This is a genomic window from Streptomyces sp. NPDC056231 (assembly GCF_048270745.1).
In the GTDB taxonomy this organism is placed as follows: domain Bacteria; phylum Actinomycetota; class Actinomycetes; order Streptomycetales; family Streptomycetaceae; genus Streptomyces.
Genome location: NZ_JBLVKW010000055.1, coordinates 22,855 through 41,659, shown reverse-complemented (window position 1 = coordinate 41,659; position 18,805 = coordinate 22,855). Strand labels below are relative to the sequence as shown.

General features: G+C 69.2%; 14 protein-coding genes. 5 read left to right on the top strand and 9 right to left on the bottom strand.

Features of this window, described 5'->3' with window-relative positions; translation table 11 throughout:
• Nucleotides 1-656 precede the first annotated feature (656 nt).
• Nucleotides 657-1,610 carry a bifunctional riboflavin kinase/FAD synthetase gene (locus tag ACNPQM_RS31180; protein ID WP_358860063.1) on the top strand — a complete coding sequence of 318 codons (954 nt, stop codon included), beginning with the start codon at nucleotides 657-659 and terminating at the stop codon, nucleotides 1,608-1,610.
• Between the two features lie 74 nt (nucleotides 1,611-1,684).
• Here the strand turns inward: ACNPQM_RS31180 and ACNPQM_RS31175 are convergent, their stop codons facing one another.
• The 9 genes from ACNPQM_RS31175 to eccE form a co-directional block, all read right to left on the bottom strand.
• The gene (locus ACNPQM_RS31175) at nucleotides 1,685-2,680 is read right to left on the bottom strand and encodes an oligopeptide/dipeptide ABC transporter ATP-binding protein (protein ID WP_418086592.1); all 996 of its coding nucleotides are present in this window, start codon (nucleotides 2,678-2,680) and stop codon (nucleotides 1,685-1,687) included.
• On the bottom strand, nucleotides 2,677-3,705 hold the full coding sequence (locus tag ACNPQM_RS31170; RefSeq protein WP_418086591.1) for an ABC transporter ATP-binding protein: 1,029 nt from the start codon (nucleotides 3,703-3,705) through the stop codon (nucleotides 2,677-2,679). Before ACNPQM_RS31170 ends, ACNPQM_RS31175 begins: the two co-directional genes overlap by 4 nt.
• Entirely contained in the window at nucleotides 3,702-4,637 is a 936-nt protein-coding gene (locus tag ACNPQM_RS31165) for an ABC transporter permease (protein WP_358860060.1), read from the bottom strand. Before ACNPQM_RS31165 ends, ACNPQM_RS31170 begins: the two co-directional genes overlap by 4 nt.
• Complete coding sequence (locus tag ACNPQM_RS31160) at nucleotides 4,634-5,770, bottom strand: ABC transporter permease (RefSeq protein ID WP_358860059.1); 1,137 nt, start codon at nucleotides 5,768-5,770, stop codon at nucleotides 4,634-4,636. Before ACNPQM_RS31160 ends, ACNPQM_RS31165 begins: the two co-directional genes overlap by 4 nt.
• 107 nt (nucleotides 5,771-5,877) lie before the next feature.
• On the bottom strand, nucleotides 5,878-7,749 hold the full coding sequence (locus ACNPQM_RS31155; RefSeq protein WP_358860058.1) for an ABC transporter substrate-binding protein: 1,872 nt from the start codon (nucleotides 7,747-7,749) through the stop codon (nucleotides 5,878-5,880).
• 197 nt (nucleotides 7,750-7,946) lie between these two features.
• Nucleotides 7,947-10,523 (bottom strand): SCO5717 family growth-regulating ATPase, encoded by a 2,577-nt coding sequence (locus tag ACNPQM_RS31150; protein ID WP_418086590.1) that lies wholly within the window; start codon nucleotides 10,521-10,523, stop codon nucleotides 7,947-7,949.
• 330 nt (nucleotides 10,524-10,853) lie between these two features.
• Complete coding sequence (locus ACNPQM_RS31145; RefSeq protein ID WP_358860056.1) at nucleotides 10,854-11,087, bottom strand: DUF397 domain-containing protein; 234 nt, start codon at nucleotides 11,085-11,087, stop codon at nucleotides 10,854-10,856.
• A gap of 300 nt (nucleotides 11,088-11,387) precedes the next feature.
• On the bottom strand, nucleotides 11,388-12,098 hold the full coding sequence (locus tag ACNPQM_RS31140) for a hypothetical protein (RefSeq protein ID WP_418086589.1): 711 nt from the start codon (nucleotides 12,096-12,098) through the stop codon (nucleotides 11,388-11,390).
• Complete coding sequence (eccE, locus tag ACNPQM_RS31135) at nucleotides 12,095-13,432, bottom strand: type VII secretion protein EccE (protein ID WP_418086588.1); 1,338 nt, start codon at nucleotides 13,430-13,432, stop codon at nucleotides 12,095-12,097. Before eccE ends, ACNPQM_RS31140 begins: the two co-directional genes overlap by 4 nt.
• Before the next feature lie 182 nt (nucleotides 13,433-13,614).
• Here eccE and eccB point away from each other — a divergent pair, with 182 nt between their 5' ends.
• The 4 genes from eccB (at nucleotide 13,615) to ACNPQM_RS31115 (ending at nucleotide 18,786) form a co-directional block, all read left to right on the top strand.
• Nucleotides 13,615-15,147: a type VII secretion protein EccB gene (eccB, locus tag ACNPQM_RS31130; RefSeq protein WP_418086587.1), complete on the top strand. Its 1,533-nt coding sequence runs from the start codon at nucleotides 13,615-13,617 to the stop codon at nucleotides 15,145-15,147.
• Nucleotides 15,148-15,160: 13 nt separating this feature from the next.
• Nucleotides 15,161-16,417, top strand: a complete 1,257-nt coding sequence (mycP, locus tag ACNPQM_RS31125; protein ID WP_418086586.1) for a type VII secretion-associated serine protease mycosin — start codon at nucleotides 15,161-15,163, stop codon at nucleotides 16,415-16,417.
• Nucleotides 16,418-16,585: 168 nt separating this feature from the next.
• Nucleotides 16,586-17,056 (top strand): hypothetical protein, encoded by a 471-nt coding sequence (locus ACNPQM_RS31120; protein WP_418086585.1) that lies wholly within the window; start codon nucleotides 16,586-16,588, stop codon nucleotides 17,054-17,056.
• Nucleotides 17,056-18,786: a hypothetical protein gene (locus ACNPQM_RS31115; RefSeq protein WP_418086584.1), complete on the top strand. Its 1,731-nt coding sequence runs from the start codon at nucleotides 17,056-17,058 to the stop codon at nucleotides 18,784-18,786. Before ACNPQM_RS31120 ends, ACNPQM_RS31115 begins: the two co-directional genes overlap by 1 nt.
• Nucleotides 18,787-18,805: the final 19 nt, after the last annotated feature.

The window sequence follows — 18,805 nt, the reverse complement described above, 5'->3', positions numbered from 1 at the left end:
TGGTGTCTGTCCACCGGAACCCGCTGAATCACCTGAACGGGCGGGCGCTCGGAGTGACTCAGGGGTGCACTTGGGGGCGCTTTCGCTTCGAGTTCTTCTCCCGAGGAGATGGCCACTCCTCGCCCACCGGCTGCTTGACCGGTGGACCGCCGGAACGGCCGGAGGGCTGCGCGGAGGGCTTCTTCGGCACCCGTCTGGACCTGATGTGCCCGCGCATCGCTGCGGAGTCCCGTCCGGCCCTCACGGGCACGGCGGTGCGGCGGCCGGCCGCGCGGGTTGCCGGGCGGGTCCACGAGGCCGCACGGCGCTGTCTGGTGCGCTTCTGCGCCGCTCCGCGCTGTCCCTGTCGGCCCGCCCCGTCGACATCGATACCGGGAAGCTGCTACTTACGCCCTCCTGAGGGCGCCGCCCGTTTCGATCGCCGGATGATCGAAGTGGCCCGAAATGTGCCCGGATTCGCGGAACTGGTCACCGGGTGGCCGGCCGATGCTCCGCACGAGTGGGCGGCGGTCATCGGCCCAGTGCGCGGCGGACTGCGGAGGCGGTGTCCACCGCGATGCCGATGCCGATGCGGGCCGCGGGTCGTGGGCATGGCAGTCTTAGACCTGCGTAAGAGATACACCCACGTACACAGGTTCGGGCGAGGAGCGGTCACAGTGCAGCGCTGGCGTGGCTTGGAGGACATCCCCCAGGACTGGGGACGCAGCGTCGTCACCATCGGCTCCTACGACGGAGTGCACCGCGGTCACCAGCTGATCATCGGCAGAGCCGTCGACCGGGCGCGCGAACTCGGCGTGCCGTCGGTCGTCGTGACCTTCGACCCGCACCCCAGCGAGGTCGTACGGCCCGGCAGCCACCCGCCTCTGCTCGCCCCGCACCACCGGCGCGCGGAGCTGATGGCCGGACTGGGGGTGGATGCGCTGCTGATCCTGCCGTTCACCACCGAGTTCTCGAAGCTGTCGCCCGCCGACTTCATTGTGAAGGTGCTGGTCGACAAGTTGCATGCGCAGCTCGTCATCGAGGGCCCCAACTTCCGTTTCGGCCACAGGGCCGCGGGGAACGTGCAGCTGCTCACCGAGTTCGGCGCGACGTACGACTACGGCGTCGAGGTCATCGATCTGGTTCTGAGCGGCGAGGCGGGCGGCGGCGAGCCGTACTCCTCCACCCTCACCCGCAGGCTCGTCGCCGAGGGCGATGTGGCGGGCGCCGCCGAGGTCCTGGGCCGCCCGCACCGGGTCGAGGGCATCGTCGTCCGCGGCGCGCAGCGCGGCCGCGCACTGGGCTTCCCGACGGCGAACGTGGAGACCCTGCCGCACACCGCGATCCCCGCCGACGGCGTGTACGCGGGCTGGCTGAACGTGGACGACGAGGCGATGCCCGCCGCGATCTCGGTCGGCACGAACCCGCAGTTCGACGGCACGGAGCGGACGGTCGAGGCGTACGCGATCGACCGCGTCGGCCTTGATCTGTACGGGCTCCATGTCTCCGTCGACTTCCTCGCGTACGTCCGCGGGATGCAGAAGTTCGACTCGATAGAGGACCTGCTGGTGGCGATGGCCGCCGATGTGAAGCGGGCCGGCGAGCTGACCGCGGCGCACGACCGCGGCTGACCTGCGTCGGGTACGCCTCGGGCCGGAACCGCGGGCAGCGGTCCCGGCCCCAGCCGTACAGGGCGCGGTCGGCCCTACACCTCCACGCCCGCCATCGCGTGCGCCCAGTGGCACGCCACCTGCGTCTCCCCGCTGCCCGCGAGCACCGGAAGATCCTTCGTACGGCAGGCATCCGCCACCCCCGCCCGCTCGGCCTCGCCCGACGCGAGGACCTGGCAGCGGGCATGGAACCGGCAGCCGGACGGCACCTTGGCCGGGTCCGGCGGCTCGCCCGTGAGGATCACCGGATCGCCCTCGGCCTCAGGCAGCACCGACAGCAGTGCCTGGGTGTACGGATGCTGCGGAGCCGTGAGGATCTGCTCGACCTCGCCCGTCTCCACGATCCGGCCGAGATACATCACCGCGACCCGGTCGGCGATGTTCCACGCCAGCCCCAGGTCGTGCGTGACCACCAGCGCGGACAGCCCCAGCTCATCCCTCAGTTGCAGAAGCAGGGCCAGGATCTCACCGCGCACCGAGGCGTCGAGCGAGGCCACGGGTTCGTCGGCAACGATGAGTTCCGGTTCCAGGACGAGGGCGCCCGCGATCACGACGCGCTGGCGCTGCCCGCCCGACAGCTCGTGCGGATAGCGCAGGAAGAACCGCTCGGGAGGCCGCAGCCCCGCCCGCGACAGCGCCTCCGCGACCGCCGTCCGCTCATCACCCGCGTACCCGTGGATCCGCAGCCCCTCCGCGACCGCGTCGTACACCGTGTGCCGCGGGTTCAGCGAGCCGCTGGGGTCCTGCAGTACGAGCTGGACGCGCTTGCGGTACGCCTTCAGGGCACGGCCCGAGTAGTCGAGCGGGTCGCCGCCGAACGTGACCCGGCCGGACGTCGGGGGGACGAGCCCCAGCAGGGAACGTGCAAGCGTCGTCTTGCCGCACCCGGACTCGCCGACCAGCGCGACGATCTCGCCGGGCCGGATGTCCAGGTCGACACCGTCCACCGCGCGCGCTGTCGCGGCTCCGCGCCGGCCGGGGAAGGCGACCTTCAGTCCCTCCGCGCTGAGCAGGGGAGTGGGGGTGGTCATGTCGTGCTCCTTGCTTCCTCGGCACCCTTCCGGGGCGCGGCGCCGGCCGCGCCCGGCTCCACCAGCACACAGGCGGCCCGCCGCAGGCCGTCCAACTCCCGCAGCTCCTGGTCCTGCGTGGTGCAGGAGTCGAGCGCCACCGGGCAGCGCGGATGGAACGTGCAGCCGGCGGGCAGCGCCGACGGGTCGGGCGGATCGCCGGGCAGCCCGCGGGGCGCGAACCGGGACGCCGGGTCCCCGATGCGCGGGAACGCGCCCGACAGCGCCTTGCTGTAGGGATGGCGCGCGTCCTCGTAGACCCGGGACGCCGGGCCCTCCTCCACCACCCGGCCCGCGTACATCACCGCGAGCCGGTCACAGGTGTCGGAGAGCACGGCCAGGTCATGGCTGATCATGATCAGACCCAGGTCCTGTTCGGACACCAGCTGCTCGATCAGGCGCAGGATCTGGGCCTGGATCATCACATCGAGGGCGGTCGTCGGCTCGTCGGCGATGATCAGGCCCGGATCGCAGGCGAGCGCCATCGCGATCATCACGCGCTGTCGCTGGCCGCCGGAAAGCTCGTGCGGGTAGGAGCCGGCGCGGGAGGCCGGCAGTCCCACCTGCTCCAGGAGTTCGCCGACCTTCTTCTTCGCCCCGGACGGGGTGGCCTTCCTGTGCAGCAGAATCGGCTCGGCGATCTGGTCGCCGATGCGGTGCACGGCGTTCAGCGAATGCATCGCGCCCTGGAACACGATCGAGGCGCCGGCCCAGCGCACCGCCCTGACCTGGCCCCACTTCATGGTGAGGACGTCCTCGCCGTTCAGCAGGATCCGGCCGGAGACCTTCGTCCCGGCAGGCAGCAGCCGCAGCAGTGCCAGCGCCAGTGTGGACTTGCCGCAGCCCGACTCCCCGGCGATGCCGAGCTTCTGGCCCGCGTCGACGGTGAGGTTCACGCCGCGGACCGCGCGGGCACCCCCGGCGTACGTGACCGAGAGGTCGCGGACATCCAGCAGGGGCGCTTTCTGTGTGCTCGGTGTATTCACCGGGCCACCCCCAGTCTGGGGTTGAGGACGGACTCGATCGCGCGGCCGCACAGAGTGAACGACAGGGCCACCAGGGCGATGGCGACACCGGGCGGTGCCAGGTACCACCAGTCGCCCGCGCTCACCGCGCCCGCCTCGCGTGCGTCCTGGAGCATGCCGCCCCAGGAGGTGATGGTCGGGTCGCCGAGGCCGAGGAAGGCGAGCGTGGCCTCGGTGAGGATTGCGCTGGAGATCACGAGTGTGGTCTGCGCGAGCACCAGGGGCATCACGTTCGGCAGCACATGGCGGGTCATGATGTGCCCGTGCCCGCCGCCCAGCGCGCGGGCACGCTCGATGTACGGGCGTGACTCCACGGCGAGCGTCTGGGCACGGACGAGCCGGGCCGTGGTCGGCCAGGTCGTGACGCCGATCGCGATGATGATCGTCCAGATGGAGCGGTCCATCACGGTGGCGAGCGCGATCGCGAGAACCAGGGTCGGCATCACCAGGAACCAGTCGGTGACGCGCATCAGAACCGTCGAGTACCAGCCGTGGAAGTGGCCCGCGACGATCCCGACAACCGTGCCGATCGCCACGCACAGGAACGCGGCGAGCAGCCCCACGGTGAGCGAGACGCGCGCACCCCACACCAGGAGTGCCAGGACGCTGCGTCCGAACTGGTCGGTACCGAGCGGGAATTCTCCGCTGGGCGATTCGAGGGCGCTGCCCGGTGCGGCGGTGACGCTCTGCGAGTCGGCGCCGGCCAGCGCGGGCGCGAACACGGCGATCAGCGCGATCAGGATGAGCCCGCCCAGCCCCCACAGGCCGCCCCGGTGAGTGCGGTACTCCCGCCAGAAGCGGGCCAGGGACTGGCGTTTACGGGCCCGGGCCAGGGCGCGCGGGTTCGTGGTCACGCCCGCTTCGTTCTGCACGGGCAATGGTTCGGTCGTCATCGGCCCACCCGGGGATCGAGCAGCGGATACAGCACGTCGGCGAGGGTGTTCGCCAGGATCACCGCGGTGGCGAAGACGAAGAACAGCCCTTGGACGAGGGGAAGGTCGGGAACGCTCAGCCCCTGGTAGAAGAGACCGCCGAGACCGGGCCAGGAGAACACCGTCTCGACCAGGATCTGGCCCGCCACCACATGCCCCAGGTTCACGAACATCAGGGTGAATGTCGGCAGCATTGCGTTCGGGACGGCGTGCTTGCGCCGTACGACATCGTCCCGGAGCCCCTTCGCGCGGGCCGTCGTCAGATAGTCGCTGCCCATCTCGTCGAGGAGCGAGGAACGCATCACGAGAAGCGTCTGCGCATAGCCGACCGCTACCAGTGTGATCACGGGAAGCACCAGGTGATGGGCGACATCGATGACGTACGCGAAGCCGGTCTCCCCGCCCGACTCCAGGCCCCCCGTCGGGAACATGCCGGGGATCGGGCCGATGCCCACCGAGAAGACGATGATGAGCAGCAGACCGAGCCAGAACGACGGCACTGAGTAGAGCGTGAGTGCGAACGCGGTGTTGAAGCGGTCGCTGCGGGAGCCGTTGCGCCAGGCCGTACGGGTGCCCAGCCAGATGCCGAGCGCCGTGTAGAGGACGTATGCCGTGCCGGTGAGCAGCAGCGTTGCCGGGAGTGCCTCGGTGATCTTGTCGATGACGGGGGCGTGGAACTGGAAGGAGGTACCGAAGTCCCCGGTCAGCGCGTCACCCACGTAAGTCGTGAACTGCTTCCAGAGCGGCTGGTCGAGGCCGAACTGGTGTCTGAGCGAATCCAGCTGTTCGGCGGAGACACGGCGGCCGCCGGTCATCTGCTTCACAGGGTCGCTGGGAATGAGCCGGAAGAGGAAGAAGCTGGTGACCAGAACGGCGAACAGTGAGACGACCGCTCCCGCGATCTTGGCTGCCACGTACTGGAGATAGGCCTTGGTGTTGCGCGCCCGTGGGCCGCGGGCGGGGGCCGACGGCCCGGCGTGAGCCGAACCGTCGGTGCCTGAATGTGTTCCCGCATGCTGGACGAGCGACTGAGTGCTGTCAGCTGTCGTGACTCCTCCTCCCCGCAAGCGGGGCGGCTTCTCACTTGGTTCCATGGATCCTCATGACGGCCAAGCCCTGACCGCTGCCCGTGGGCAGGGTCCGAGTGTACGACGCCGCTTCGCGAAGGCGGCGGTTTCCGCAGGAACCTGGGGATACGAACCTATTCACGGTCGTCCACCGTGTTTCGCCGGCGGGTGCCGAGGAAGATCCCGCCGCCGATGATGACGAGTGCGGCGACGACGATGCCGATGACGATGCCGGTGGAGCTGCCTCCGGAGTCGGAGTCGGTGCTGTCGGCTGACGCCGGAACGGCCGACCACCAACTCCAGTACCCATCCTGGCCGTAGATGTTGCCGGCCGCCTCGGGCATGGTGGTGATGGACTTGATCTGGTCCGTCCGGTACGCCTCGACCGCGTTCGGGTACGCGATGATGTTCATGTACCCGGAGTCGTACAACCACGACTCCATCTGCTTGACGGTGTCCGCCCGCTTGGCCGGGTCGTACTCGGCGAGCTGCTTCTTGTACAGCTCGTCGTACGTCTTGTCGCAGATGAAGTTGTCCGTGGCGGCGCTCTCCTTGGCCTTGGCGGGCAGGGCGGAGCAGGTGTGGATGCCGAGGACGAAGTCCGGGTCCGGGTTGACGGACCAGCCGTCGAACGCGAGGTCGTACTCACCGGCGTACCAGGGCACGGAGACGTCGTCGAGGCAGTCCACCTTCAGCCCGATGCCGAGCTTGCCCCACCACTCCTTGAGGTACTTGCCGATCGCCTTGTCGTTGGGGTCCGTGGCATGGCACAGGATGCGCAGGTCGAGCGGCTTGCCGTCCTTGCCGACACGCTGGTCGCCCTTGAGCTTGTAGCCCGCCTGGTCGAGCAGCTTGGCCGCCCGGGCCGGGTCGTAGGCCAGCGTCTGGCTGCCGGACGGCTGCCAGAAGTAGTCCCCGTAGCGCGGCGGGATGTACCCCTGGCCCTCGACGGCGTGCCCCTGGAAGACCTTGTCGATGATGGTCTTGCGGTCGACCGAGAGGAAGAGCGCCTGGCGCACCTTCTGGTCGAGCAGGGCCTTGTTGCCGTTGCCGAACTTCTTGCCGTCCTTGGTCTGCGCGCCCGGGTTGGTCGCCAGTGCGAAGAAGCGGCGGCCCGGCCCCTCGTTGACCTTGATGTTCTTGTCGCCCTTGAGGGATGCGGCCTGGGCAGGCGTCAGCGCGGGGGCGCCCGCGACGAATGACACCTCGCCCTTGCGCAGCGCGGCGACCGCGGCGTCCTGGTCCTTGTACGTCTTGAAGACCAGCTCGTCGAACTTGGGCGCACCGCGCCAGAAGCTCTTGTTGGCCTTGAGCTTCACATACTGGTCGACCTTGTAGTCGGTCAGGATGAACGGCCCGTTTCCCACGATGGGGAACTTCGTGTCGTTGTTGAACTTCGAGAAGTCCCCGACCTTCTCCCAGACGTGCTTGGGAACGATCGGTACATCGAGCGCGGCCATGGTGGCCTGCGGTTCCTTGAGCTCGATGACCAGCTTGTCCGGGCTGGGTGCCGTGACCTTCCTGAAGTTGGCGACGAAGCTGCCGTTCGCGGTGGCGGCTCCCTCGTCGGTCATCATCTTGTTGAAGGTCCACGCCGCGTCCTCGGCGGTGGCCTGCTGCCCGTCCGACCACTTGGAGTTGGACCGAATGGTGTACGTCCAGGTCAACTTGTCCGCCGACGGCTCCCACTTGGTGGCGAGGGCGGGGATCGTGTGGTTGTCCTTGGCGTCGTAGTTGGTGAGGAAGTCGTACATGAGCCGGTGGACGCTGGTGCTCATGAGCCGCTGAGCGAGGAACGGGCTCAGCGAGTCGACGCTCTGCGCGACCGCGACAGTCAGTGTCGTCCTGCCGTTGTCGGCGGCCTGTGCCTGCTGAGGCGCTGCGCCGAGGGGCATCCCCGGGACGATCGACCCGGCGGCCAGGGCAAGGGCCGCGGCACCGGAAGCCAGGAGGGTACGCAGACGTGAGCGTGGCTGAGCGGAGGGTGGTGGGACTCTTGTGACCATGGACGGGGACCTCGCGTCATGACTCGCACGGAGAAGGCGGGTTGATCTCTGGTTCGCCAGCTGGTGAAGCGAAGGTTTATCAGCGGTGGTCAAGCCGCGTCAACGGTGTGCCAAATGGCGTGTGGGCTGCGGGAATGCGAAGAGGACCCGCACCGTGGGAACGATGCGGGCCCTCATTGGTCGAGACCTCTGATGCCTTACTGCTGAGGCGCTGGCGGCAGCTGCTGCCAGCCGTTCTGCTGCCCGCCGGGGCCCGATTGCGGCGGGTAGGGCTGCTGGGTCTGCTGCCCGCCGTACGGCTGCTGGGGCGAGTACGGCTGTCCCGGGCCCTGGGGCTGCTGGGGCGGATACGGCTGACCCGGTTGCTGCGGTGCGTACTGCTGCTGACCGGGCATCGGGTGTCCGGGCATCGGCGGAGCGTACTGCGGCGGCGGGTTGCTGCCGTCCGAGGTCCACAGCCCCTGCTGCTGCTGGGCGCGGGCGAAGTCCTCGGCCACCATGGCGGAGAGGTTGAAGTACGCCTCACGCGTCTTCGGGCGCATCATGTCGAGGTCGACCTCGGCGCCGGCCGACAGATGCTCGTCGAACGGCACGACGACCACCCCCCGGCACCGGGTCTCGAAGTGCTGCACGATGTCATCGACCTTGATCATCTTGCCGGTCTCGCGGACCCCGGAGATGACGGTGATGGACCGCTGCACCAGCTCCGCGTACCCGTGCGCCGAGAGCCAGTCCAGCGTGGTGGAGGCGCTGGACGCACCGTCGACCGACGGAGTCGAGATGATGATCAACTGATCGGCGAGGTCCAGCACTCCGCGCATCGCGCTGTAGAGCAGACCGGTGCCCGAGTCGGTGAGGATGATCGGGTACTGCCTGCCGAGGACGTCGATCGCGCGCCGGTAGTCCTCGTCGTTGAAGGTCGTCGAGACCGCCGGGTCCACGTCGTTGGCGATGATCTCCAGGCCGGACGGTGCCTGCGAGGTGAAGCGGCGGATGTCCATGTACGAGTTGAGGTACGGGATCGCCTGGACCAGGTCACGGATGGTCGCCCCGGTCTCGCGGCGCACCCGGCGGCCGAGCGTGCCGGCGTCCGGGTTGGCGTCGATGGCGAGGATCTTGTCCTGCCGCTCGGTGGCCAGGGTCGCGCCCAGCGCGGTCGTCGTCGTGGTCTTGCCGACGCCGCCCTTGAGGCTGATGACCGCTATCCGGTAGCAGGACAGCACGGGTGTACGGATCAGGTCGAGCTTGCGCTGCCGCTCGGCTTCTTCCTTCTTGCTGCCCAGCTTGAAGCGGGATGCAGCGGACGGCGCGCGACTGCTTTTCGCCTTCTGCTTGCCCCGGACCAGACGGTCGGAGGAGAGCTCGACGGCCGCCGTGTAGCCGAGCGGAGCACCCGGTACGGACCGCTCGCGCTGGTCATGCGTGACCGCCGTCGGCCAGGCCGCCCCGGTCCGCGGATCTATGGGCGGTCCCTGCGGCGGATGTTGCTGCTGGGGCTGTTGCTGCGGCAGCTGCTGGTGGGAGGGCGGCTGCGGGGCGCCCTGCGCGGGCAGGTGGGAAGCGCCCTGGGCCGGCGGCTGGGGTGCCTGGTGGGGCTGGGGCGACTGCGGGAATCCGTAACCGCCCTGTGGGGCCTCCTGTGCGGGCCACTGGGGTGCCTGCGGCGACTGGGGGAATCCGTAACTGCCCTGCTGGGGTGGTGTCCCCTGAGCGGGCGGCTGCGGTGCGGACTGCGGGAACTGCGGTGCCTGGGGCGCCTGCGGTGTCTGTACAGCGTTCGGGAATCCGTAACCACCGGGCCCCTCGTTCGCGGGAGCGGGAGCCGGAGTCGTCGCGGGCCACTGCGGCGCCGGCTGGGGCGCGTTGGGCTGCCCGGTCGCGGGTTGGAATGCGGGTGGCAGCGGCGGCAGACTGCCTTGCGCGGGCGGCGCCGGGGTCCACGGCGTCGGTGCGGCCGGGGGCGTGGCGTCCTGCGGCGCCGGAGCCGGAGCGGCGTCCTGAGGTGCCGGAGCGGAAGCGGCAGCCGCGGGCACGGAGTCGACGGGCGCGTCGGACGGAGCGTCGGCGCCGTCATCCGAAGCCTCCTCGGCAACGGAGTCGGTACCGTTGTCGGCCGCCGTGTCGGAAGCCTGTGCGGCATCGGTCCGGCCGGACTGCTCGGGCTGCTCGGACCGAACGGAATCTGACGGTACGGAATCGGCTCCGGCCGTCACACCCGCGTCCGTACCGGCCGGGCCGCCACCAGGGCCTTCGGAACCGGCGCCGGATCCGACCCGTACCCCGTCCGCAGCCGCCAGCACGGCCGCCTCCCGCTCCGCGATCTCGCGCTTCAGCGCGGCAGGTGAGAACCGCATCGTCGCGCCGCTCTCCACATCACCGCCCCCGAACGGATCCGGTGCGCCGTTCCCCGCGCCCTCCGCAGGGGCGGGTGAAGGAGCGGCGGCGGAAGCGACAGGAGGCGCCTGCCCCCCAGAGGCCGCAGGGATCACAGACGGTTCGGGCGCAGGCGCGGGCGGCGCCGGGGTCCAGTCGGGTTCGAAACCGCCGCCGGCCGGCAGCCCGGGCGCGGACACCGGCGCCCCATGGGGCGGCGGAGGCGGCGCCAGGTGCGTTCCGGCCCCGCCTGACGAGTCCCCCGACGCGTTCTGCGTGTACCAGGCGGGCGGGGTGTAGTCGATGGTGAACTCACCCGTCATCTCGGCGGGCTCCGCGTCGGACGACTCGTCGACGGGCCTGCTCCAGCCCCCTCGGATTTCGTCCCGATCGCCGTTCACTTTGCCTCCTGGTGTGGTCGAGCACCCTTGTGCCGTGGTGGGTGGGGGCGGCCGTTCCCGTATTCCGAACCGCCCGGCTCTCCCCCTCGGGGCGTGCATTGCCTGCCCGCAGGTCTTCTGCCGCACCCGGACCCAGCCTAATCGTCATCGGGCCCGCTCCGGCAAGCCGTTCCGCTCGACAGAAACCAGCCAGTAGGTCACGAACCGTCCTCAAGTGCCCCGGTAGGGCAGCGTGTACGATCCGAAGCGGTCAACTCGATACATACTCAGGCGTGGTGAGAGGGTGACCATCGTCTCCGGACGACAGTCTCCCTCTCACCTGACCCCGGCCTACGTGAGGTCGAATTCGCCGTCCCGTGCGCCCAGGACGAAGGCACGCCACTCGGCCTCCGTGTACCGCAACACGGTCTCCGGTTCCAGCGACGAGCGCATGGCGACTGCACCATTCGGCAGGTGCGCGATCTCGACCCGTTCCTCGACGTTCTCGGTCCCCGGTGCGCTCAGCCACTCCACATCCGAGATGTCGAGAGCGTAGAGCTCTTCCTTTTCCTGCTGGGTGCCCATGTCGGCGTCCCTTCGATCGAACCGTGTCGTTCCCTGGCCATCCTCCCTGGAAGTGGCAGGCCCGGGGTTGCGAACGAAACAGTATTCAGGCCGACCGGCACATGGGAGGCGGCGTCGCGGGGCTGCGTGTGCACATCTGCGGCGTTGTCGTCGGTCAACAACGCTCCGCGTTGCCTCCCTCCTCCGCCTTGCAACTGCACGCACCCAGCCCCGCTCCTGCTCCCACCCCCCATGCGCCGGCCGGCCTGCGACCGACCGGCACATGGGAGGCAGCATCCCGGGGTCATGTGCCGGTCGGTCTCAGTCCATTCGGCGAGCAGTGCCCAGCAGGCCGTTCTCGATATCCGTCGCGCTGGTCATCACCCAGTGGCGCTCGCGGCCCGCCACCCAGAGCGTGACACCGTCCGCCAGCGTGGGCAGGGCTTCGCTCTCGGCCCGAGCGAGCCCGAGGATCCGGCCGATCTGGTCCGCCTCGGCGGGCGAGACCCGCTGGATACCCACGAGGGTCGACGCCCGCATCAACCGGGGCGCCACGGGACTCAGATAGGGCAGCAGCGTCAACACCGACTGCCACGGCGAGGACACCACCCGGCCACGGGGCGGGCGCATGCCGCAGTCGCGCACCACCACCACCGGGCTGCCCACGGTCGCGCCGGTCGGCGGAACCCGGCCCACGTCATGGAGGGAGATGCACTCGAGGCCGGCACCCGAGGCTTGCGCCAGAGTGATCCAGGCCTGGGCTCGCCCGGTCTCGACCGCTACCCGCGCACCCGTGGCCGCCGCGCGCAGCGCCAGCACCTGCGCGGTCCACAGGCCGCCGATCAACAGGACGTCGTACGGCGCCGGGCGGTGAAACCCGATCATCTGCGTGCGCCCCTCGGCATCGCTGCCGATGATCACGCCGTCGTCCCCGACCGGCAAGGACATTGCGCCCAGTTGCTCCGCCGCCAGGGTGTGCCCCGCGTGGCGAGGGCCGCGCAGTCCCCGCCTCGGCTCGGTGCGACTCGTCACTGTGCGCCTCCCAGCGGGAGCGTCGCCAGCATGCCCGGCAGCTGCTCGCGGTCCAGTCGCACCAGCCCGACCTTGGCGTGCCGTGCGGCTTGCTCCAATGTCCTTCGCATTCCGACCAGTTCGGTGTCGGAGCCGCCGGTGATCCGGACGTGACCGGACACGGACACATCGCCCTGGTGTGAACCGCGTCGCACCGTCAGGCTGAAGGTCGTCGCATACGCGGGGACCAAGGTCAGCAGCGATACGAGGCGTGGGAGAGGAGTCGCCCCCTGGCCCAACTCGGGCCAGCGGTCCACCGCATAGACGGTGTGCCAGCGGTCGTCGCACCGCCAGACCCTCGATGTCTCCATCGTCCGCCGCTGCGCGGCATTCTGGCGTCCGGCGCGGGCCGACAGGATGGGATTGGCACACGTGGATGTCGCCACGGCGGAGTGCAGCTCTTCCTGGTCCAGCACCACGGCCCGGAATCCGGCGCCGGTGATCCTGCTCGCCACATGGTCCGCGACCCGAACCAGACAGCGCTGAGCTCCGCCGATTCCGCCCCCGCGTGCCTCGACCGCCTCCCGGCACAGTTCCGGATCCAGTTTCACAGCCACCCAGGTCATCCGCACCGCGGGCGCCCCGGTCTGCTCCTGAAGGGGAGCGTAGGAGAGCCGTGCCGCCGACTGCTGCGGCAGATGCTGTGCCGGAGCGGGGCGTACCTGCTGCACGAGCTGCGCGGACTCCAGCACGATGTCGTCCACCGAGAGGGCATCGCCGAGGAGGGACAGCGGGAGCGCCCGTGCACCGCGCGCCTGGCGGAGCGATTCACCGCTGGCCTCGACCCGTACGACAGCGGTCAGGAACGTGCCGTCCCCGAGCATGCCCACCGTGCGGCGGTCCCGGTCGACGTAGATGTACGGGGCGAATCCCGGCACGCTTTCCGCCACCGGCGCCAGCTGCGGCTCCGCATCAACGGCGGGCGCCACGGCGGTCCGCCTGCGATCACGGAGGGAGAGTGCCGTCGACAGCCAGTCCTGCACGGCGCGGCCCCGGCGACGTACCACCGCGAGAAGCGCCAACAGGCAGGCGACCGCGACTGCGGGCACCAGCCAGATGCCGCCCATCACGGCCCCCACCGATGCGACCGCCAGAGCCGCCTCGACGAGCACCATCTGCCGCAGTACGGGGCCGATGCGACCGTTCCGTGAGATCGGCCGGAGCGTCGTCGCCGCAGGGGCATTCACCGACGGGGCGGGTGCTGGGCCGGCTGGCTCGTTGCCGTGTTGCCTTCGGGAATTGCTGGACGCTCGATGGGCAGACCGCCCCGTGCGCTCGCGCGTCGCTGCACCCATCGCCGCGTTGCCCCCTCGTATCCGTATGTACCGTTTTTTCACGGGTGTTGACCGGGCGATCACCCTACCTGAGCAGTGGCGGTCAAGTGTCAACAGGCGTAGTAGGGGGCCCAGTCGACGGCAGTGGCCCACGACGTGTGTGGGAACCTGGTCGCCCACTGGGGAAAAGGGGCAGCGGACAGATGGCATCACGGCGGGACGAACTCAACGCCTACACCTTCGCGAAGCGGAGGTTGATCGCACAGTTCCTGCAACCCAACCCGACCGGCTCGGAGGAGGGTGCGCCGCGCCCCCTGCGTGCGGTGGTGCCCGGTGCGATCGTCGGCGTCGTCATCCTCGCGGGGTTCGGAGCTTGGGGGATGTTCAAACCCGTAGCGCCCCAGAAATGGGACACCCCCTACGAGAACGTCATCATCGCCAGCAAATCCACCACACGCTATGTGGTGTTGAAGACCGATGGCAAGACGCAGCTCCACCCGGTGCTGAACATGTCCAGCGCCAAGCTCCTCCTCGCCCCCGACAAGGGCAAGGTCATCAACGTCGACGAATCGGTCCTCGACAGCGGCAAGATCCTGCACGGCGCCACCCTGGGCATCCCGTACGCCCCCGACCGGCTACCGGACAAGAACGAAGCCGGTTCGAAGAAGCGGTGGGCCGTCTGCGAGCGGCCCGGCGAGGGCGGCAGGGCCATCCAGAAGGCGGCGTTCGTCTTTGCGGAGCGCGAGCAGAAGAAGACCGAGGGCGCGGGCCGGCTGCACGGCGGTGAGCTGATGTACGTCGAGGGACCGGGACCGGACAGAACCCGCTACATCGTGGACGCCGCGGGCAAGGCGTACAAGGTGAAGAACGACGAACTGCTGCTGCGCACCCTGGTCGGTGACCGCCGCGCCTCCCAGCGGGTCTCCGCCGCATGGCTGGCGACCCTCCACACCGGAGACGCGATCGACTTCCCGACCGTCCCCGGCACCCCCGGCAGCGGCGCGGGCATCCCGGGGAACCTGCCGCCAGAGGCGAACAAGGTGGGCATGGTCCTAGCGGCGACATCAGGGACCAGGACCCAGCAGTACGTGGTCCTGCCCGGCCGGGTCGCCCCCGTATCGGACTTCGTCGCGAAGCTCCTGCTCAGCAGCCGGGCCCTGGTCAACCTTGGCCAGGACGGCAAGGAAAGGCATGTCAGCGCCGGAGCGTTCGAGCCCGGCGAGGCCTTCGGGCAGGACACGGACTGGCCCACGAGCGAGCCGACGCCCGTCAACTCCGCGAGCGCTACGGCCGGCAGCCGTAACACCGTGTGCAACGTCCTGCGCGATGTCGCCACGAAGGACGGGGCCAGCACGCTCAGCACGTGGGCGGGCACAAGCTTCCCCGCAGCGCTCCCCACCGGCTCCAGCAGCGCCTACGTCACCCCTGGATCCGGACAGCTCTTCCGGCAGTTCAAGGGGGCCGGCGCCGACTCCGGCCCCCTATTCCTGGTCACCGACACCGGATTGCGCTATGCCATGCAGTCCAACGGCGACAGCGTGCAGGACGACTCCGGCATCGGTGAATCCGGCACGAAGGAGGAGAGGGAGCAGCGTCAGCAGGAGGCACAACAAGCGCAGAACCGGCTGGGGTACAAGGACGTCGATCCCGCGCCCATTCCGGCTGCCTGGTCCTCGTTCCTGCCCACGGGACCTCGCCTGTCGACCGGGGCGGCCCGCCAGCCGCAGGGTTCCTGAGGAGCGCATCCACATGACGACGCACTCCTTTCCGTACCGGCGACCGCTGACAGCCGCAGCCGCCACCGCCGTCCTCTTCGTCACACTGCCGGTATTGCCCGCGGCCGCGGACGACTCCACCCAGTGCACCTTTCCCTCGAAAAAGTACGCGGGCCGCCCCTGGGCGTTGCAGCGCGTCCTGATGGACGAGCTGTGGAAGCAGTCCACCGGCAAGGGGGTACGGGTGGCCGTCATCGACACGGGCGTGGACGTCAAGAACCCTCAGCTCACCAAGGCCGTGGACACGAGGAGCGGCCACAATTTCCTGCCGAAGAACCTCAAGGACGACAACGGCAGCAAGATCGAGCGCGGCAAGGAGAACGGCACCACCGACACGGTCGGTCACGGCACCAAGGTCGCCGGGATCATCGCCGCGCGAGAGGTGAAGGGCACCGGCTTCACCGGCCTGGCTCCGGACGCGACGATCATTCCGATCCAGCAGAACGACGCCGAGGGCCACGGAACGGCGGCATCGCTGGCGGCCTCCATCCACTACGCAGCCGACGTCGCCGACGCGGACGTCATCAACATCTCCCAGGACACCGCCAACGCGGTGAAGCCCGCGCCCGCCCTGAAGCATGCGGTGGACGCCGCCCTGGCCAAGGAGATCGTGATCGTCGCCTCCGCCGGCAACGACGGGCTGGGTGGCAACATCAAGAAGACCTACCCGGCCTCGTACGACGGTGTCCTGGCCGTGGCCGCGTCGGACCGCAACAACGAGCGGGCGGCCTTCTCCCAGTCCGGCGAATTCGTGGGCGTGGCTGCCCCCGGCGTGGACATGATCTCGACAGTGCCCGGCGGCGGACACTGCGCCGACAACGGCACCAGCTTCTCGGCCCCGTACGTCGCAGGAGTCGCCGCCCTCATCAAGGCCAAGCACCAGGGCTGGACGCAGAAGCAGATCGTCGCCCAGATCCAGCAGACGGCGGAACGCTCGGTCGCGAGACGCGACCGCCTGGTGGGCTGGGGCGTCGTCGACCCGGTGCGCGCCCTGACCGAGGACGACAAACCCATCGAACACCCCGTGGCGAACGAAGGTGTGAGCAAGGGCGAAGCACCGACACCGGCTGAACTCCACCTGGGCGAAACGGCGGACGAACGCAACGCACGCCTGGCGACCTACGTGGTGGTGGGCGGGGCAGTACTGGTCGCCGCGATAGCGGGTGCCGCCGTGGCAGTGCGCGATACCCGACGGCGGTCCAGGCGCCTGGGACGAGTGGGCCATGCTTGACGTGGCGTCAACCAGGAATCGGTCTGCGGAAGTTACGTGACGCACAAAAGACTTGGCCTGTTGTAGCCAGTGGCTAGAGTTCATGGAATGAGGTCAGACTTGTTCACACGGGTGCGACAGCAACGAGTGACGGTCTGAGCAAACGGGGAATCGGGGAGGGGAAGGATCGTGGCCGGTCCAGGCGGTGGCGGGGGAGGCTCGGGCGACCTCCGGCGTGGTGTTGGCGCGCTGGAGAAGTTCAGGGGGCGTGTCGATACGCTGCTTGCAGAGCTCGAGGGTTCGCCAGCCGGTAAGTCGAAGATTGCGGCGCAGACGGTTTCGCGCGCTGCCCTGAGTGGTCAGAACGCGTGCTTCGCGGAGGCGGACGGGCTGTACGCGCAGTACAACCGCGTCCACGAGGCGCTCGTCTCGCTCTCCAAGTCGCTCGGCGACCAGATCGAGTACTTGAGCCTGGGCGTGCACGCGGCAGCCGTCGGCTTCGACAACGTGGACGACGATGTGCGGCGCCGGTTCTACGAGATCCAGGTCCGCCTGGACAAGGAGCACGAGAAGGCGCAGGCGGAGAAGGCCGGCAAGCCTGAGCAGCCGCGCTCCGACAGCAAGACCGGCTCTGCCTACGACGACCTGGGTGATAGCTGATGAGTGACGACAAGCAGCCGGAACTGACCCCCGAGAAACAGCAGGCGCAGGACCAGCAACGGGTCCAGGCGCAACTGATCGTCACTGACGTCAACCGGCAGGTCCAGCACGTCATGGAGTCATTCGGCTTCGGGCGTTCGGGCGCTTCAGGACGGACCTCGTTCGAGGGCCACGAGCTCAACGCGATGATCGACCTGATCGAGAACTCCAATCCGGAGCACCTCGAAGACGCGGGCGAGGCGCTCCTGAAGGCAAGGACGGCCATCAAGGAGGCCGCGGACGAACTGGGCGACTTCATCAAGGATGTCGACTGGGAGGGCGAGTCCGGAATTGCCTTCCGCGACTGGGGCAATGGCCTGGTCGCCCACGCCACGAAGCTGAGCGATTTCGCGGAGGCGGCCGGGACACAGATCACGGTCGCGGGCACGGGCCTCGCGTCGGTGCGCAAGTCCCTGCCGCCGCGCGACACCCGCCTGGACCGCAAGTCCGTCGAGGACATCGAGGCCCCGAAGCGGATCGATGGCAACCCGGAGTACGCCGCGGCGGTGAAGGTCGAGAAGGACCGCCAGGAGGCCATCAACCAGGCGAACCGGCTGGCTTCGTACTACTCGGTTTCGGCGGAGACGTTGGCGGCGCAGGAGGCGCCGCGGTTCGAAAAGCAGCTTGATGTTGCGATGCCGAAGCCGCATGGCTTCAGGGACAACGACGAACTCGGAGGTTCTTCCACGAGCTTCGAGACAGTGGGCAACAGCACGACGCGAGGCATCTCAGAACGTGCTGCCACAGCCGACACGGGCACCCCTGAAGTAGCCAGCAATCGAGCTGCAATCGAGGCGCTCGGAAGCGCGCCGGCGCGGGGCGGGGGTACCTCGACGAAGATCGACAGTGTGACCGTGTCACCGGCCCCCGTGACAGTTCCCGGCACGTCCCCCATGCCGTCGACTGTAAGTCCTACGGTCCCGAGCACAGGTCCGACCCTGCCCATGGCGAATGGCTTTGTGAACCCTGTGGCAGACAGCTCGCGGCGTTCCACGACATCAACCGGGCTGCCCAGAACAATTGGGCAGCCCGGGAAGAGCGGCCCCGCGAGCGGCGGGCCTACGACGACTGGGCGCACCGGAGCTCAGGTTGGGCGTCCGGCTCCCACAGGCGGTGGTTCGGGCTCGAGCACGTCTGGGCGCCCTGGTGGAGGCGGGAGTCAGCCACCCGCTGCTGGTCGGTCCGGTGTGACTGGTGGCAGGCCCCCGGCAGGAGGTCCTGCAAGTACCTCCAAGTCCCCTGGCCCGCGTACTGGGCGGGCCAGGGGCATCGTAGGTGGGACCCCGCAGCGCACGGTTCCGGGCGTAGATGCGTCTGGAGGCACTCGTGGCGTTCCGCGCGGAACGGTTATCGGAGCCGGGAGACCAGCGCAATCCGGTGGCTCAGTCAGCGGCACCGGACAGCGAGGAGTGATCGGAGCCGGCGGTACGAACGGTGTGACTCGACCTGGTGGGATGGGGACTCCCAGCTCGAAGGGCGTCGTGGGTACGCCTCGTGGCGCTGCTGGATCCGGCGCGGGTGCAAGGGGCTTCACCGCTGGGGGCGCGGGCCTCGTGCGTGGTCCCGCAGGGCGACGGGACTCCGACAACGAGGACCAGAACGGCGGCACCACGCGCCCCGACTACCTGGCGGAAGACAGAGAGACGTGGGAGGCCGGACGGCGTGGAGCCGCACCGCCGGTGATCGAGTAGGTACAGGGAAGGTTCGGAA